Raw genomic sequence first — 14,922 nt, 5'->3', positions numbered from 1 at the left:
GTTCAGCCTTCAAAAGGTGAGAGGATACCTGTAGCACTGTTTGCCTTCAAGCCAACCCTTGGCAGTAGATGATCAACTTCCATAAACGATTCTGGCGGTGGGGAGCGATCGCCCTTGTGACCTTCTTTTTAGCCCTTCTCTCTCCTTGGTCAACGGTAGCTCAGGTCGCTGTGCCGGGGATTAGTCAAACCACCGTTGCTCCCACCCCCCCCGGCGTCACCCGCATTGGCGAACTGGAAATTGCCGATGTCCGCTTTGATGGCAGTACGCTCTTTACGATTGCTGCGCCAACGGTTCGCGATCGCAATAACCCCGGTAATGCAATTCCCGTTGAAGTCCGAGCGGATTTAATTCAATCGAACCTACGGCGGGTACTCCAAAGTGCCTTTGATCAGGGGCGGCGATCGCCGGCGAGAGTCGATATTGGCGTTGCTCGCCTCAATAATGTTTTAGTCATCAGCGCCCGCATTGGCCAAGCGGAACGCACCACTCGCCTCCTGACAGTGACAGAGGCTGACAGCGACTACCATCAACTGCCCCCTGAAACCCTTGCCCAGCAGTGGCGAGACATTTTGCAACAGCAGATGAACCGAGCGATTCAGGAACGCACCGAAACAGCCCTGATGTCGCAAATTCAGGAGGCTGTCTTGATCTTTGTCAAGGTGAGTGCAGGTAGTTTCATCCTTTTAATTGTGCAGCGTTTCTTGCTCCGCCAACGCAAGCATCTGCAAGGACAACTGGACCCAGTGACCACTCAAACGACGGAACCGGCCTGGGTTTTGCCGCTTCTACCGCACCTGCGGCACCATTTTTTTCTCAAGCAGCGTATCAAGCTGATTAGTCTCGTTCGGTATTTGCTGTTGTGGGGACAAGTGGCTCTGTGGCTACTCGGCCTAGCGGCAATTCTGCGCCTTTTCCCTATGACCCGCTGGCTGAGTTCCCAAGTCTATGGCTTGCCGATTCTTTGGATGGTGGTCTGGTTTGGCACGGGGCTGCTCAACCAATTTGCTGATTTGGCCTTCGATCGCATTCGTGTCTTTTGGGAGCAAAATAATCTGCTCAAGTTTGCCGATACCCAGCGTAAAACCCTGCGGATTGGTACCACTGTGGAAGTGATGCGCGGCTTTAAGACCGTTGTCATTTATTTAATTCGACTAGTGGTTATTTTGAGTTCTCTAGGGGTACCTGTTTTCTCCATTCTCGCTGTGGGGGGCTTTTTAGCCTTGGCCATTTCCCTGGGGTCACAGAACTTAGTGAAGGACATTATCAACGGTCTGCTCATTGTCTGGGAGGATCAGTACGGGATTGGCGATGTGGTGGAAATTGAACCTTACTCCGGCCTAGTGGAAAATCTCAATTTGCGCATTACTCAGTTGCGCAATGCGGAGGGTCAGCTGATTACAATTCCCAATAGCACGATTACCAAGGTAGCCAATCTCACCCGCACTTGGTCGCGGGTTAATCTCGAACTGTGGGTGGATATTGAGACCAATCCCGATCGCCTGCTGTCGTTGCTGAATGACTTAAGTATCCACTTTTACGAAGAACCGGAGTGGCAACTGAAGATGCTGGAGCGACCAGAGGTTCTAGGGATTGATCAGATTACCGCCAGTGGCTTACTGGTGCGCATTTGGATTAAAACGCAACCGGGACAACAATGGGCTGTGGGGCGGGAGTTTCGGCGGCGGGTACTCAACCTAATGGCTGCAGAGGGGATTGCTGTGGGTCGGCTACATCAACAGCTTCATTTGGCGCGCGATCGCGACGGCAAAAACGACAACGGTGAAAATACCTATCCCTTGGAATCTTGATGGCAGGTCAGCGCATTTTGGTCATCGGCGGTGGTGCCGCTGGATTTTTTGGGGCGATCGCCTGTGCGACGGCTAATCCCCGCGTTCGCGTCACGATTTTAGAAGCTGGGGCAACGGTGCTGAGCAAAGTCCGCATCTCTGGTGGTGGTCGCTGCAATGTCACCCACCACTGTTTTGATCCAGCGCTATTGGTGCGACACTATCCCCGTGGTGGCAAGGCCTTGCGGGGTGCCTTTAGTCGCTTCCAACCCCAAGACATGATCGCTTGGTTTGAGGCGCGGGGGGTGAAGTTAAAAACCGAGGCCGATGGGCGAGTCTTTCCCGTCAGTGATGATTCAGAAACCATTATTGACTGTCTGGTGCAGGAAGCAACGGCTTTGGGCATTCGCATCCGTACCCGCGCAGCGGTGAAGGAGATGGTGAAAGTTGGCAATGAGTTTCAAGTCACGGTTGCTCAGCAGTCCCAACCCCTTGTCGGCGATCGCGTCCTTTTGGCCACAGGCAGCAGTTCCCAAGGGTATCGCTTGGCGGCACAATTGGGACACACCATTATTCCCCCCGTCCCTTCTCTGTTTACCTTTCAAATTGATGACTCGCTCTTGCAGGAGCGCTCAGGCCTCAGTGTCCAACCCGTGCAAGCGACCCTCAAACTGCCGCAGCAGCCGCCCCTAACCCAAACCGGTGCTATTCTCGTTACCCATTGGGGGTTTAGTGGCCCCGTGGTCTTGAAACTCTCGGCATGGGGAGCGCGTGCCTTGGCGGCGCAGAACTATCGCGGCACCTTGGTGGTGAATTGGCTTCCCCATCGATCGCTGCCGCAGATTCAAGGGGAGTTGGCAGCCTGTCGTACCCATACCCCGAAGCGAGCGATCGCCAACCATTGTCCCCTGCCGCTGCCGCGCCGCCTCTGGAGCTACTGGACAACCACCGTGGGGATTCCGGCGGAGCAAACTTGGGCACACCTGAGTAAAAAACAACTGCTGGCACTGGCGGAGGCCTTGCACCGAGGTACCTTCACGATCGCTGGCAAGGGCGCCTTCAAAGAGGAGTTTGTTACCTGTGGTGGTGTGGCTCTCAAGGAAGTGGACTTTAAAACCATGGCCAGCCGCTGCTGTGAAGGGCTATTCCTCGCGGGGGAAGTTCTTGATATTGATGGTGTAACGGGGGGCTTTAACCTGCAAAGTGCGTGGACAACGGGCTGGATTGCCGGTCAGGGATTGGCAGAGGGTTGCACAGGAGCTTCCACGGCCACACTCTCTTGAGCCGCGCCTTGTTGGAGGGTAAGGGGCTCGGTTTCTTTTTGCTTGAGGGTAAGGGGTAGGCGCAGGGGTTGCAGTTCCCGTTGTAGGGCGGGTGCCAAGGGCAACGATTGATCCAAATCCTCAAGGGGACGGGGCACCAACATCACTGCATGGAGTTCACCAATGCGATCGGCTTCTGCCATCCCCGCCTCAAGGGCGATCGCGGTATTGGAGGCCGTGCCGCGAATAATGGCCGTACATAAACCGGCGCCAATGGTTTCGTAGGCCGTTAGGATGACATCTGCCGCCTTGAGCATGGCATCCGCCGCCCCCACCATGGCTGGAAATCCTCGGGTTTCCAATAGCCCAACCGCGTGGCTACTGAGGCGATGGCCGCGACTTTTAGAGGCAATCTGGGCGAGGAGACTGCCAATGGGGAGAATTTTCTCTAGGTTGGGGTCAGGTCGGGGAATCACTAAAGTACTGAGTTCTTGACCAAATTGCTGCGCCCGCTCGGCGCCCTCTTCCACAGCCAGACGAACATCGGCAATTCGCCCGCGCACGATCGCGGTACAGTGGCCACTGCCAATTTTTTCATAGCCGACGAGGAGGACATCGGAGGATTTGAGCATGTGATCGGCAATGCCAACGATCGCCGGAAAGCTCTGGGCTGAAACCAGTCCCAAGGCTAAATCCGTAAAGTCATCCCGTCGCTCCATTAGTGGAATTCGTCAATCCTTTCCATGGGGTGCATTTCTATCTTAACGGTTGGGTTGCGGAGGGCGCGGATCCCCCAAAAAACCAGATGATCGTCTTCACACCAGCGGTGTGGCTCCAAAAACGTTCCCAATAGCTTACTGATAAAGGGGCGATCGCCGCCGGTCACAATCACCGTGCCTTGGGGAAACGCCTGAAAAAAGGCGTCCAGATAGGCGTGTAACATGGCGGCAGTGCCGTAGTAAAGACCGCTTTCAATCGCTGTGGTAGTAGTGGTGCCCCAACGGGGAGGTGGGTCTGGGGGAAGCGTCACATAGGGTAACGCTGCCGTATAGTCCGCGAGTGCTCGCGCCATCAATCCAACACCGGGGAGAATCACACCGCCCGCAAATTCACCGCGATTGTCGGCTAGGGTCAGCGTTAATGCGGTGCCCGCATCCACCACACACACTGGTGCCCCATAGACCTGAAGTGCTCCCCAGAGGGCAAGGGCACGGTCAATCCCTAGGGTGGAGTACATCCGAGGAATGGGAATATCCTCGAGGCTGAGGGCGATCGCCGTCGGATAGACTTGGTGCAAGGGCACAGAACCAACACTCGCACCCCAGCAGGGGAGGTTGGGATAGTCTTGGGCAGGATTAAAGGCAAATTCCTCAGGGGTCAGGTGCCAAGTGTGGCTGAGGTGTTCACCCGTAAAGAGTGCCCAGTGCTGCCGACTATTGCCAATGATGAGGGCGAACCATTGATTACTCTGTGGGGACACCATCCACTTCTTCTGGATCGATGAGATAGAGATGAATATGCTTGTACCCCCGCTTAATTTTGAAGGTGTCCCCCGGCTTTAGGTTCATCGCTTTGGTATAAGCAGAACCGATAACAATCTGACCGTTTTGGTGTACTTTTACCCGATAGGAGGGCGATCGCCCCCGTCGTGATTGACCATTGACTTCTTTTGCCGATGACTGGACTTCCAGTCCGGCGGCAGCGAGTACCGCTTCGTAAAATTTCCCTAAGTTGACACGCACCTCACCGGATTTTGTGACGCGATAGTAGCCACAGAGCTTAGCGGCTTCATTACGGGATGCAGAACCCAGTTCACTTAATCGCTGCAGGAGTGCTTTACCAGTTAGGGGCTTTGGTTTTTCCATTCGCTGTATATTTCCTCTATCAGAATGCTATTCAAATGAATAAAGCAACTAAATTGTTCTTTAATCAACAGGTACCCACACTAGAGAGAGAAAGGGTGTCTGCGAGAATGATCTGACTAGAAATCATTAGATTTAATCAAGTTATCACTTTATTTGAAACACAAAGTATTCTTTTTAACATTATGTTAATTTGTATCAGTCACTATAATCATATAGTGATACCGAATCTACCTAACAAGAAACGGAATTTGGTGTTAGTTTGTTAAGTTTTATTTATCACTTATTGGTTTTTGAGTCAAATTTATCTACGGCATCGCGCGGGAGACATCTGGGTATGGAGTCTGCCAGAGCAGCCCTAGGATAGAAAAAAGGCTGTATAGTGACTGTACCCTAGCGCATGAGTGACCCATGACCCCTTGGCAAACGTTGCGACGTAACCCCTTAGTGATGGTCAGTTTGGGGGTGTTGCTGACGTTGTACCTGCTGGCGATCGCCGCAGATTTTATTGCTCCCTATAGTCCCTATACCTTTCAAGTGGATGGTGCCCTGCTGCCCCCTACCCGGATTTACTGGCGTACCCCCAATGGTCAGTGGCTTGGCCCCCATGTCTATCCCACCCGCTTAGGCCCTGTGAGCTTAGAAACCGGGGAACGACCTCTGATCGTGGACTGGCAGGAACCTTCACCCATTCGCCTTTTTGTCAAGGGCAGCCCCTATCGCTTCCTGGAAATTACCCTGCCCCTACCGACCCGCTGGAGTCTCACCAATCCGCAAATTGAACCACGTACGATCTTTGCGGGGTTCCCCAGCGATCGCCATCTCTTTGGCACGGTGGGCAAGGGCTATCTGAATCTGTTGGGCACGGATGACCAAGGACGCGATCAGTTAAGTCGGCTGCTCTTTGGTGCCCGCATTAGCCTCAGTATTGGCCTTGTGGGGGTGGCGATCGCCTTCCCGATTGGCATTCTGGTGGGGGCGATTTCAGGCTACTTTGGCGGCTGGCTCGATGTAGTTTTGATGCGGGGTGTTGAGGTGCTGATGACGCTGCCGACTATCTATCTGCTGGTGGCCTTGGCGGCGGTGCTTCCCATGGGACTCAGTAGTGGCGAGCGATTTTTGCTAATTACCGTGATCACATCCTTTGTGAGTTGGGCGGGGCTAGCACGGGTGATTCGCGGTCAGGTGCTGGGCATCAAAGAAATGGCCTTTGTCCAAGCGGCGCAGGTAATGGGGGGGCGATCGCTCTATATTATTGTGCGGCACATTATTCCCCAAACAGCGACCTACGTGATTATTGCCGCAACGCTCTCGATTCCTAGCTTTATTGTGGCGGAATCGGTACTCAGTCTCATTGGTCTAGGAATTCAGCAGCCGGATCCCTCTTGGGGCAATATGCTCTCTTTGGCAACCAATGCCTCAATCTTAGTCTTGCAGCCGTGGTTAGTTTGGGCACCAGCCACAATGATTGTACTGACGGTCCTGTGTTTCAACATGGTTGGCGATGGCCTGCGGGATGCCCTTGATCCCAAGCGGATACAAAAATAGCCAAGACCCTTGGGATACACTAGGGGGAGATTTTAAGAATTAGGCTATGAGTGGCGATCGCCAGCCCTACCAAATTCTAGTTATTGATGATGATCCCACCACCCGACTCTTGCTGCGCAAAAGGCTCAAGGATCTGGGCTATCAGGTATCTGTGGCAAGTCATGGCCGGGAGGGGATTGCGATCGCCACCGCTGAGAAACCTGCCCTGATCATCTGTGACTGGATGATGCCCGAATTGGACGGCCTAGAGGTGTGCCGTCAAATCAAGCAGGATCAGGAACTCTCCCGCAGTTTTTTTGTGCTGCTCACCGCCAAGGGGGAACTGGAGGATCGCATTCAGGGCTTGGATGCTGGTGCTGATGAATTCTTATCAAAGCCCATTGACCCCAATGAACTGCGGGCACGGATTCAGGCGGGTCTGCGCCTCTACCAACTTAATCAAGATCTGCTTAAGCAAAAACAACTCCTTGAGGCGGAACTTCACGAAGCTGCGGATTACGTGCGATCGCTCCTGCCGGCTCCCCAAGAAGCCCCCTGCAAAATTAACTACTACTTCTTGCCGTCGAGTCAGTTGGGCGGCGATTGCTTTGACTTTTTTTGGGTGGGCGATCGCTATTTAGTGCTTTACATTCTCGATGTTTCAGGCCATGGTTTGGGGGCTGCTCTGCCTTCGGTCTCCGTCTTGAACCTGCTGCGGAGCACAACGCGGGAGCAAACCAGCGGCACATTTGACTACCTGCACCCTGCCCAAGTTCTTGAAGCCCTCAACAATCGCTTTCAAATGACGGATCAGCACGAGAAGTACTTCACGATTTGGTACGGCGTATACGATCGCCAAATGCGGCAGTTGACCTATGCCAGTGGTGGACACCCGCCGGCACTGCTCCTCACCCCTGAGGCTAATGGATGGCGAGCGACTCTCCTCAAGACACCGAGCATTCCCATTGGCATGTTTGCTGACATGGCCTTCAGCCAAGCCACAATTGAAGTCCCCCCTTCGGCAGTTCTCTACCTCTTTAGTGACGGCATCTATGAGTTTGAAACAACCGACAATCAGGTTTGGGGTCTCGAAGCCTTTAGGGAGTTGCTCATTACTGCCCACACCCAAGAGCCTGTGCCTGCGTTGCCCCAGTTGATCCCCCAAGTGCAGAGCCATGCAGCGCCCGATGCCTTTGGCAGTGATGATGTTTCATTGGTGCAAGTGGCCTTGCCATCTGCCTAACTTTGCATCTGAGATTGCATAATGTGGAGTTTTCTGTGCAATATCCTAAGCAGTGGGAGAGTGAAAATAAACTATGGGCGGATGGGAGTTTTTACTGCAAAAGGAGGGCGATCGCGCTTGGTTGCCCCTAGAGCCACCCTCGGCGGAAGTTTTGGAGGGCAGTTACCGCTTGATGGCGCGCTGTCCGATTGCCGAAACCTCTGTAGAAGTGCAAATTACCCATCTTTACGATGATCAAGGGGTGCCCAAGCAACGCTACCAACGCCGCACCCACCGCAGCAGCTCCACGAGACTTATGGGTATTCTGCCCTTTACGTATTTGCAGCCGGGGCGTTGGGAATTTCAATGCCGTGTGGCCCAAGAGGGGGTGCTGGATTCAGAGGTGTTTGCGATCGCCCTTGAGGTCCTTGCCCAAAGCGAAGAGTGGGATTTGCCGGCACCAGAAGCCCCTCCTGCCGTTCCAGAGCAGCCAGTGAAAGCTGCCAACCCCCCTAAGGAGCCCTCCCCTGCTGAGCTACCCACAACGCTCATTGAGCTGCCCCAAAGTGCCTATACGATTTTTGCCGATGAAACGTTGGTTTTAGAGGGCACAGTTGCCGTTCCCGGTACGGTGGTGATTCGCTTGCGCAATCCCGTTACCCGCGATGTGGTGCAGGAGCACTCGGTGCCCGCGATCGCCCGCGAGGGGAAATGGGGGTTTCACTGTACACTCACGCCCTTGACCGATTATCCAGTCATGGTGGGGGAAGCCCGCCTCCTGCCCAGCGAACCCCCAAACCACAGCGATCTCCGCCAAGTCCAAGCCTTTATGGTCACGGTGTTACCGGCGCCGGTGATTCCTGCCGTCTCTGCGCCCCCCCAACCCGCCCCACCTAAGAGTGAAACAGCCGCTGGCCCGCAGTTGCCCATCTTAGGGGATAGGACTCTCGAACCTGTGCCAGTGAGCGGCTTTTCCCTACCGCCCCAACTGAAGCCCGTAAAAGCCCCTGTCGTTGTGGACTTGCCTAGCTTTTGCCAGCCCCTATCTGCCGTTACCGTACCGCCGCCTCCGGATTTGCCCATCGATCGCCAAGAACGATTTTGGTTGCGATTGCAACAGTTAGCGGAATTAGCGCCCCCCGTTGAACCCACACCGCCAGTATGCACGCATTCTGAGAGTTCCTACCTATTGACCCCTCCCCAGCTCCTGCTGTCACCGGAGCCACTGGTATCGCCGCTGCACCTCAAGGTGAATTTGCCGGCAACACAACGGGGCTGCTCTGTCAAAGTGTGGATCACCAATGGCGAAACGGGAGAGTTAATTGCTGGCCCCCGCTGGCTCGTGGAGTTTGATTTTTATCGCTATGGGGACTACTGGGAAACCGTGCTTCACATTGACGTACCCGCGAGTGTGCGTGCCATTGCCCTGATGGCGATCGCCATCGACCCCAAAACAGGCGCGGAAAGTCCGACGGTAACTCTGCGGCGGCAGCTCCAAGTGGCCTAGCTTTCGGGTTCGGGTTGCGTTTCTGCCCGCTCAAAGGCTGGACAATAGCCCTCCGGTGCCACTTTGAAGTTGTAGAGCGCAGAGGCTTCGTTCCAGCAACGTTGACCGCGATAAAACTGGCAATTAAAACAGCTTTCCTGATCGGGGGCGATCGCAGCCGATGTCCCACCCAGCACTTCCTTGGGGGTCATACCACGAATCAGCAATTGCTCCCCCTGCCATGAGGCAAGGACAAAACCCGTATCCGCCAGCCGTCGCCAGCGCGGATCCGTGGTAATGGACACGGGTAGGCGAATCATCGCTGCATCGTTCCACTCACTCACCTCCCCCTCATAGGCCAATTGCACCAATGAGCTGGGCGTCGAAAGTGTCAGTTGGCCAATGGGAAATTGAATTGTTGAGCCACTGGTGGGGGTATGCAGATGGTAGCGGTTACTCAATTCATTCAGACTAGCCAAGTCGGCAAGGTAGTTGGGATCGCCATGGATCAGCACCACATGTTGCGGCCGAATATTGTGAATCAGTTGAGTCGTCGCAGGGCCATCGGCATGGAGGGAGAGTAAAAACGTATCCACCTCCACATTGGGTAACCCGACCAAGTCAGGATCGCCTCCCCGAAAGGGCTGACCATAGCGCAGACGCGGATAGAGCACTAGCCAAGGTCGTTTCCCCTGAGCCACGTAGGGACGCAGGTCTTGATCCTCCTCCACAAGGACAATGGTGGGGGCTTCACCTCGAATTTGCGCCAAATTGCTCAAGGGCTGCACTTGGGGTTTGACCCGCTGATCCCAAAAGAGGGACTGGTGTTGGGCAAAATTTTGAATGGCCGTGGGTAAATGGGGTAAAACCGTGAGGTAGGCATCACAGCCGCGAGCGATCGCTGGAGTGACCCAAATTTGAATCGGCTGTCCCGTAAAAAGATGATGACTGCGCAGCAGGATCAGAATTTCTTGGGCGGTACCAAGGGGTGGCAGCGGCAGCAGCACATTGTAGCCTTGATCAACCGCCGTGCGGATGCGTTCTGCCAGTTGGTTTTCCTGTTGACGGCGGTGGGGATGACGCGCTGTGCCCATGCTGGCCTCAATGATCAGCACATCCGGCTGCAATCCTCGCAGATCCGCAAGGGGTAGTCCTTCCGTAAAGCGAGTATGGGACAGGAAAAAATCCCCAGTATAGACCACACTCAGGGGCGGTTGCTCTGTGTTTGGGTCTTGGTATGTGAGGGCAAAAACAGCAGCTCCCGGTAAATGTCCCGCAGGAAAGAGTTCGGCTGTCAGGCCATCCCCAAACTCAACGGGCGATCGCCAAGGCAAGGCGCGACAGAAAGGGGGAACGGTTTCCTCCGGCCAATTGAGGGGCAAAAGCTGTGTCGTTACCTCACTGGCATAGATGGGAATATGGGGAAAACGGCGATGGAGTGCCAACAGACTCTGGGCATGATCCGCGTGAGCATGGCTACAGAGCACCAAGTCAAAGGGATGCTGTTCAATTTCATCAAGGGGCAAAACATCAAGGGACGGCACACCACAGTCCAGCAAAATCCGATAGGTGCCAATTCCTAAGCCAATGCACACCCCCTCATCTGCGTGACCCACCCCATAGTTGAGGCACTCGATCATGAATGGCGAACAGTCACCCTCCTTGGTTAGCTTTAGTGAGCAGAACCGTTGCCGTGGTAGTTATCGGTATCGTAGAAGCCATTGCGGGTGCCAAAGACCAAACACAGCAAAATAAACACTGGCGTAATGGCTAGTAGAATGGGTTTCACGTTAATGGCAACGTCCATGGCTGCGCTCCTCGCTGTCGTCAGCTGAGTCAATGGTGTCTTCTCCTACTCAGTGTATCGTGGATCATTCGCGGGCATGTGCTGATTTTCTCTCCTCAAAGTAACGCAACTGCCGCCAACCCACAAAATTAGCATAGGGCTGGCGATCGCCCATGCATTCAGCCACGTGTTCTAAGGGAGACAAGTGCTTCGGTTCTGCCCCTGCCAAGCGTTGATAAAGCGCCAGATCAGAGGCGGGGTCACTGCGTTGGCCATCCCGCAGATAATAGGACACCCGCGCACAACGTGCCACAGACATATACTTACATTCCTCCAAACTGTATTGTTCCCGTTCATGGGCATCAATATAGGGAAGGTGCCAATCCCCCACAGCCACGGGTGTCGGTTCGTGGGTTTCCAGCAGATGCTGAATCAGCTTAGCCAAGGCTTGCATTTCGGGCTGGGCATCAGGGTGGTTGCGCAGGCGCAAAAAGTTGTCCCACTCCGTGCTACTCACCACCGTTTGCATCCACATCCACGGCTCCAGCATGCGGTTCACCACCTGCTTGTGAATGCCTAGTTCATGGAGTTGGCGTGCCCCCTCAAGAACCGCGAGGCGAGTTTTCAACCAAATTTCCTTTGCCGCCTCCTTGTGTTCACTTTCTTGGCGCGCCTGCATGCCCCGCTGGTTTTGCCCCCAATGGTAGGGAATCACGGGATCCTCTTCTACTTGCGCCATCATTTTTGTGACTGGTACTGCCCGCGAACTGGCGGAATTACGGGAAAACACGCGATGGGTGAGAAGTTCACTATGGATAAAACGCGGATACCTCAGTTGCAGCGTTACCAAGCGCACCCCTGCTGGCGAAATTGAATCGGCAATCACACGCCCGTCTTGCATCTTTAGTCTCTTCTGAATCTCTGCCTTTTCTAGGCTAGTGCAACGGGAACACCGTCCGTGCGATCCGCAACCGCAAAGCGCATAAACCTTGATGCCGTGGCGCAGTGGAGCTAGACCTGTTGCGGATCAATCATCCCATGTATGCGGTTGTTTCTCCAGCCAAAATGATTCTTCCCCCTGGCAGTGTCCTACGCATGCCCGGTACGTGGCAAGATTACTGTTGCCTTCGCGACAGCCGTGGCGATGGTTCAATTCCCCGTATCAAGTTTCGTCGGGGGGAAATTTTGCTCATGAGTCCCTTACCCCGTCATGCGCGAAGCGAATATCGTTGCCGATGTTGTCAAAATTTTGCTGGATAGTGATTGGCAAACCGATCCGCCACCCGGCTTGGTGATTGAAATTGATGTCACCACCTATACAGCGGCTGAGGACTACCTTCTTTACCAGGTTCCTGAAGTGTGGCTCTTCAAGTCAACAGGCTTGAGCATTTATGCCCTCGATGGCCAGACCTATGTCCTTCAATCCAAGAGCCGCTATTTTCCAGAAATTAACTTAGTAGGGTTGATGAGTGCTGTCCTCGAAGAGGCTGCAACCCAAGGCACAGGGGCTGCGCTGCGACGGCTGCGGCAACAGTTTGTCAGTCAATAGGGAATTGTTAAAGATTGCTTTCTCAAGTAAAAAGGGAGTTTACTAGATCACCTAGTGCTATTCCTCGTAGAGGCTATCCTTTTTGTAGCATTGCCCTTAAAGTAAAATTAAAAAATTTTAAATCATTGGCTTGTTAGTGCGAAACTTCTATACCAATGACACGTCAAGTTGCTTGCGTTCCCAAGTCTCTAGAGTCATACGTCCAAATTGACCAGTGGGGCACCGTCCCCGTTGTTCTGGGACACGGTTTTGGCACTGATAAAAGCGCTTGGGATTACCTAATGCCTTTCTTGCCTGAGGGCTTCACCTATGTCCGCTATGATCTTGCAGGCTGTGGTTCTGATGAAGACACGCTGCGCCGCTACAATCTGCAAAGACACAGTCATTTGTATGGCTATGCCGATGATCTCATTGAACTACTGGATAGCCTTGGCATCCAATCGTGCATATATGTTGGTCATTCTGTCAGTTGCATGATTGGGGCAATTGCCGCGATCGCCAGACCTGACTTGTTTCAACGACATATCTGGCTTAACCCCTCCCCCTGCTATCTCAAAGATGAGAATTATCCCGGCACCCTAACCCCCGAAGATCTACAGGCCATTTATGACGCAATGGTCACCAACTACCAAGCATGGGCTGCGGGTTTTGCCCCCCTGATGTTTGGCGTGACCGAGGATCACCGGCTAGCTGATTTTTCTAAAACCCTCTTTCGATTGCAGCCAAGCATTGCCTTGCGCACACTTCAGGTCATTTTTGACTCTGATACAAGGGATTTTGTAGACAAAGTCTCTCAACGGGTGCACCTCATTTTTAACCGTGACGACTTCGTGGTTCCCCAGCCTGTGGCGCTGTGGCTGCATAGGAAACTGCCAAATACGACACTTGATTGGATCGAGGCTCAAGGCCATCTCCCCCACATGACCCATCCTGAGGCCGTTGGTCCTTTGGTCAAAAAATATATAATTTATTCAGAATAGGCTATGGGCAAAAGTTTGCACGAATACCTACCCCGCCAACTTCTCCCTGCTCCCGATGCTATTACCGCATTTTGTTACCTGGTCGCTAATTGGTCTCAGTCTGACCTTGTCCTAGCGCTCACTGTCAATGACCAAGGCAATCGAGCACAAATTATTGCTACAACCAGCACCACCCCGTTTCCCAATCTTGAAATCATTGCCCCTTGGCCGGATTTGGTTGAGGGCGCTGTCATTGATATCACGCCTTTTCTCAAACTGCCTTCTGTTTTTTTCTGCCTTTTGAATAAGGTTGAGCGAATCGTTTATATTCCCTGCGGTGAGCCAGAGCAGTGGCGGCAAGGGTTGCTATTGGTGAATCCCGTAGAGGGGGGACTGCGGCAACTCGCAGAACAAAAAGGCTACATTGCAGCTCTTTACCGGCAACTGTTGGCTAATCATCGCCAACGGCAAAACAGCTTCATCTTTGAAGTGCAATTCCAAGATATTTTCGACACTGTGCCGCTGGGCTTGGTTTTGATCAAGGGGGATGGCTCTACAGCAATGGTCAATTCCTATGCCAGTCAATGGTTGCAACTGCCAGCGGGGAGCCATCCAGTTCAGCTTGTTGCCGAACATATGAAACAGGCACGGGAGAGATGCGATAACCGCGATGAGTTAACTAAAATTTTTTTTTTCGAGGCTTAAGTGCCGATGCGAACTTCAGTGCTCAGGGGGAATGTCTAATGGGCGAGAAAACATTCCTCATTGATACCCATCCAGTGCGAGGTGACAGCCGGCTAGGGCGTGTGTGGATCTTTTCCGACATCAGTGATATGCGCCAGCGGGAGCAAGCACTTTTGGCCTTGGCTTGGTTGGATCCCTTGACTGGGGCGTTTAATCGCCGCTTTCTGTTGAGTCGGGTTGAGGCTTACCAGTCCCAAGCAGTGACAGGGGAAGCGCTGTTAACCGTCATGATTTTCGACATCGATCACTTTAAGCGCATCAACGATACCTATGGTCATGACCAGGGCGATGTGGTTCTGCGCACGCTAGCGGTAAGGGTAAAGCAGGTGATAGAGGCCTGTAAAGATAGTATTTTGGTTCGCTGGGGAGGCGAAGAATTTGTGCTGTTGTTTTTTGCCACCAATGAAGACCATGCTCAATCCGTTGCCGAGGAACTTTGCTTTGTGATGAGAAGCCAACCGATTGAACTAGGGGATCAGCAGTTTTTGACTGCAACCATTAGTTTGGGTGGCACGCTTTTTCGACCCGGCGAACAGGTGCTCAGTGACTCGATTCCTCGCGCGGATCAAGCCTTGTATAAGGCGAAACATGGGGGGCGCGATCGCTGGGTGTGGACATGAAAGCTCAGAAAAGCTCAGAAACGATTTGTTAGAGTAGCGGTGTCTAAGGGATAACGTTTACACCAGTTGAACTGATATGACCTCCCCACGGTTTAGTTTTAGTGGCTTGGCGGTG

General features: G+C 53.5%; 14 protein-coding genes and 1 pseudogene. 9 read left to right on the top strand and 6 right to left on the bottom strand.

Features of this window, described 5'->3' with window-relative positions; genetic code table 11:
- The first annotated feature begins 68 nt into the window (after positions 1-68).
- Both IGQ15_RS11665 and IGQ15_RS11660 read left to right on the top strand, forming a co-directional pair.
- The gene (locus tag IGQ15_RS11665) at positions 69-1,811 is read left to right on the top strand and encodes a mechanosensitive ion channel family protein (RefSeq protein ID WP_297052022.1); all 1,743 of its coding nucleotides are present in this window, start codon (positions 69-71) and stop codon (positions 1,809-1,811) included.
- On the top strand, positions 1,811-3,073 hold the full coding sequence (locus IGQ15_RS11660; protein ID WP_297052019.1) for an NAD(P)/FAD-dependent oxidoreductase: 1,263 nt from the start codon (positions 1,811-1,813) through the stop codon (positions 3,071-3,073). The genes IGQ15_RS11665 and IGQ15_RS11660 overlap by 1 nt, the downstream gene beginning before the upstream one ends.
- Here IGQ15_RS11660 and IGQ15_RS11655 read toward each other — a convergent pair.
- From IGQ15_RS11655 to IGQ15_RS11645, 3 genes are read right to left on the bottom strand one after another with little or no spacing between them, the layout of a single operon-like run.
- Complete coding sequence (locus tag IGQ15_RS11655; protein ID WP_297052016.1) at positions 3,022-3,771, bottom strand: BMC domain-containing protein; 750 nt, start codon at positions 3,769-3,771, stop codon at positions 3,022-3,024. The two genes, IGQ15_RS11660 and IGQ15_RS11655, sit on opposite strands and share 52 nt — an antisense overlap.
- Positions 3,771-4,535: a pantothenate kinase gene (locus tag IGQ15_RS11650; protein ID WP_297052013.1), complete on the bottom strand. Its 765-nt coding sequence runs from the start codon at positions 4,533-4,535 to the stop codon at positions 3,771-3,773. The genes IGQ15_RS11655 and IGQ15_RS11650 overlap by 1 nt, the downstream gene beginning before the upstream one ends.
- Entirely contained in the window at positions 4,516-4,917 is a 402-nt protein-coding gene (locus IGQ15_RS11645; RefSeq protein WP_297052012.1) for an AbrB family transcriptional regulator, read from the bottom strand. The genes IGQ15_RS11650 and IGQ15_RS11645 overlap by 20 nt, the downstream gene beginning before the upstream one ends.
- Before the next feature lie 408 nt (positions 4,918-5,325).
- Here IGQ15_RS11645 and IGQ15_RS11640 point away from each other — a divergent pair, with 408 nt between their 5' ends.
- The 3 genes from IGQ15_RS11640 to IGQ15_RS11630 all read left to right on the top strand — a co-directional run bounded on the left by IGQ15_RS11640 (position 5,326) and on the right by IGQ15_RS11630 (position 9,170).
- A complete protein-coding gene (locus tag IGQ15_RS11640) occupies positions 5,326-6,462 on the top strand; it encodes an ABC transporter permease (protein WP_297052009.1) in 1,137 nt (378 codons plus the stop codon).
- A 46-nt stretch (positions 6,463-6,508) separates the two neighbouring features.
- Complete coding sequence (locus IGQ15_RS11635; protein ID WP_297052007.1) at positions 6,509-7,684, top strand: SpoIIE family protein phosphatase; 1,176 nt, start codon at positions 6,509-6,511, stop codon at positions 7,682-7,684.
- 73 nt (positions 7,685-7,757) lie between these two features.
- A complete protein-coding gene (locus tag IGQ15_RS11630; protein WP_297052005.1) occupies positions 7,758-9,170 on the top strand; it encodes a hypothetical protein in 1,413 nt (470 codons plus the stop codon).
- On the opposite strand, the gene IGQ15_RS11625 is transcribed toward IGQ15_RS11630, so the two are convergent.
- From IGQ15_RS11625 to IGQ15_RS11615, 3 genes are all read right to left on the bottom strand, one after another.
- A complete protein-coding gene (locus IGQ15_RS11625; RefSeq protein WP_297052003.1) occupies positions 9,167-10,789 on the bottom strand; it encodes an MBL fold metallo-hydrolase in 1,623 nt (540 codons plus the stop codon). The two genes, IGQ15_RS11630 and IGQ15_RS11625, sit on opposite strands and share 4 nt — an antisense overlap.
- A gap of 32 nt (positions 10,790-10,821) precedes the next feature.
- The gene (locus IGQ15_RS11620; protein WP_256468078.1) at positions 10,822-10,956 is read right to left on the bottom strand and encodes a hypothetical protein; all 135 of its coding nucleotides are present in this window, start codon (positions 10,954-10,956) and stop codon (positions 10,822-10,824) included.
- A 64-nt stretch (positions 10,957-11,020) separates the two neighbouring features.
- Positions 11,021-11,836, bottom strand: a complete 816-nt coding sequence (locus IGQ15_RS11615; protein WP_297052001.1) for an FAD-dependent thymidylate synthase — start codon at positions 11,834-11,836, stop codon at positions 11,021-11,023.
- A gap of 137 nt (positions 11,837-11,973) precedes the next feature.
- Here IGQ15_RS11615 and IGQ15_RS11610 point away from each other — a divergent pair.
- The 4 genes and pseudogenes from IGQ15_RS11610 to IGQ15_RS11595 all read left to right on the top strand — a co-directional run bounded on the left by IGQ15_RS11610 (position 11,974) and on the right by IGQ15_RS11595 (position 14,807).
- Positions 11,974-12,484: pseudogene (locus IGQ15_RS11610) on the top strand (Uma2 family endonuclease).
- 206 nt (positions 12,485-12,690) lie between these two features.
- Positions 12,691-13,464, top strand: a complete 774-nt coding sequence (locus IGQ15_RS11605; RefSeq protein WP_363315862.1) for an alpha/beta hydrolase — start codon at positions 12,691-12,693, stop codon at positions 13,462-13,464.
- 3 nt (positions 13,465-13,467) lie between these two features.
- Entirely contained in the window at positions 13,468-14,148 is a 681-nt protein-coding gene (locus IGQ15_RS11600) for a hypothetical protein (RefSeq protein ID WP_297051995.1), read from the top strand.
- A gap of 38 nt (positions 14,149-14,186) precedes the next feature.
- Positions 14,187-14,807 carry a GGDEF domain-containing protein gene (locus IGQ15_RS11595; RefSeq protein WP_297051992.1) on the top strand — a complete coding sequence of 207 codons (621 nt, stop codon included), beginning with the start codon at positions 14,187-14,189 and terminating at the stop codon, positions 14,805-14,807.
- Positions 14,808-14,922: the final 115 nt, after the last annotated feature.

This window comes from Thermosynechococcus sp. M98_K2018_005, from assembly GCF_015295825.1.
In the GTDB taxonomy this organism is placed as follows: domain Bacteria; phylum Cyanobacteriota; class Cyanobacteriia; order Thermosynechococcales; family Thermosynechococcaceae; genus Thermosynechococcus.
This window is presented reverse-complemented; position numbering and strand designations above follow the sequence as displayed.

Excerpts from the sequence above, each read along its gene's own strand:
- IGQ15_RS11665 (WP_297052022.1), top strand. The coding sequence starts at position 69 with ATGATCAACTTCCATAAACGATTCTGGCGGTGGGGAGCGATCGCCCTT.
- IGQ15_RS11660 (WP_297052019.1), top strand. The coding sequence starts at position 1,811 with ATGGCAGGTCAGCGCATTTTGGTCATCGGCGGTGGTGCCGCTGGATTT.
- IGQ15_RS11655 (WP_297052016.1), bottom strand. The coding sequence starts at position 3,771 with ATGGAGCGACGGGATGACTTTACGGATTTAGCCTTGGGACTGGTTTCA.
- IGQ15_RS11650 (WP_297052013.1), bottom strand. The coding sequence starts at position 4,535 with ATGGTGTCCCCACAGAGTAATCAATGGTTCGCCCTCATCATTGGCAAT.
- IGQ15_RS11645 (WP_297052012.1), bottom strand. The coding sequence starts at position 4,917 with ATGGAAAAACCAAAGCCCCTAACTGGTAAAGCACTCCTGCAGCGATTA.
- IGQ15_RS11640 (WP_297052009.1), top strand. The coding sequence starts at position 5,326 with ATGACCCCTTGGCAAACGTTGCGACGTAACCCCTTAGTGATGGTCAGT.
- IGQ15_RS11635 (WP_297052007.1), top strand. The coding sequence starts at position 6,509 with ATGAGTGGCGATCGCCAGCCCTACCAAATTCTAGTTATTGATGATGAT.
- IGQ15_RS11630 (WP_297052005.1), top strand. The coding sequence starts at position 7,758 with ATGGGCGGATGGGAGTTTTTACTGCAAAAGGAGGGCGATCGCGCTTGG.
- IGQ15_RS11625 (WP_297052003.1), bottom strand. The coding sequence starts at position 10,789 with ATGATCGAGTGCCTCAACTATGGGGTGGGTCACGCAGATGAGGGGGTG.
- IGQ15_RS11620 (WP_256468078.1), bottom strand. The coding sequence starts at position 10,956 with ATGGACGTTGCCATTAACGTGAAACCCATTCTACTAGCCATTACGCCA.
- IGQ15_RS11615 (WP_297052001.1), bottom strand. The coding sequence starts at position 11,836 with ATGCAAGACGGGCGTGTGATTGCCGATTCAATTTCGCCAGCAGGGGTG.
- IGQ15_RS11600 (WP_297051995.1), top strand. The coding sequence starts at position 13,468 with ATGGGCAAAAGTTTGCACGAATACCTACCCCGCCAACTTCTCCCTGCT.
- IGQ15_RS11595 (WP_297051992.1), top strand. The coding sequence starts at position 14,187 with ATGGGCGAGAAAACATTCCTCATTGATACCCATCCAGTGCGAGGTGAC.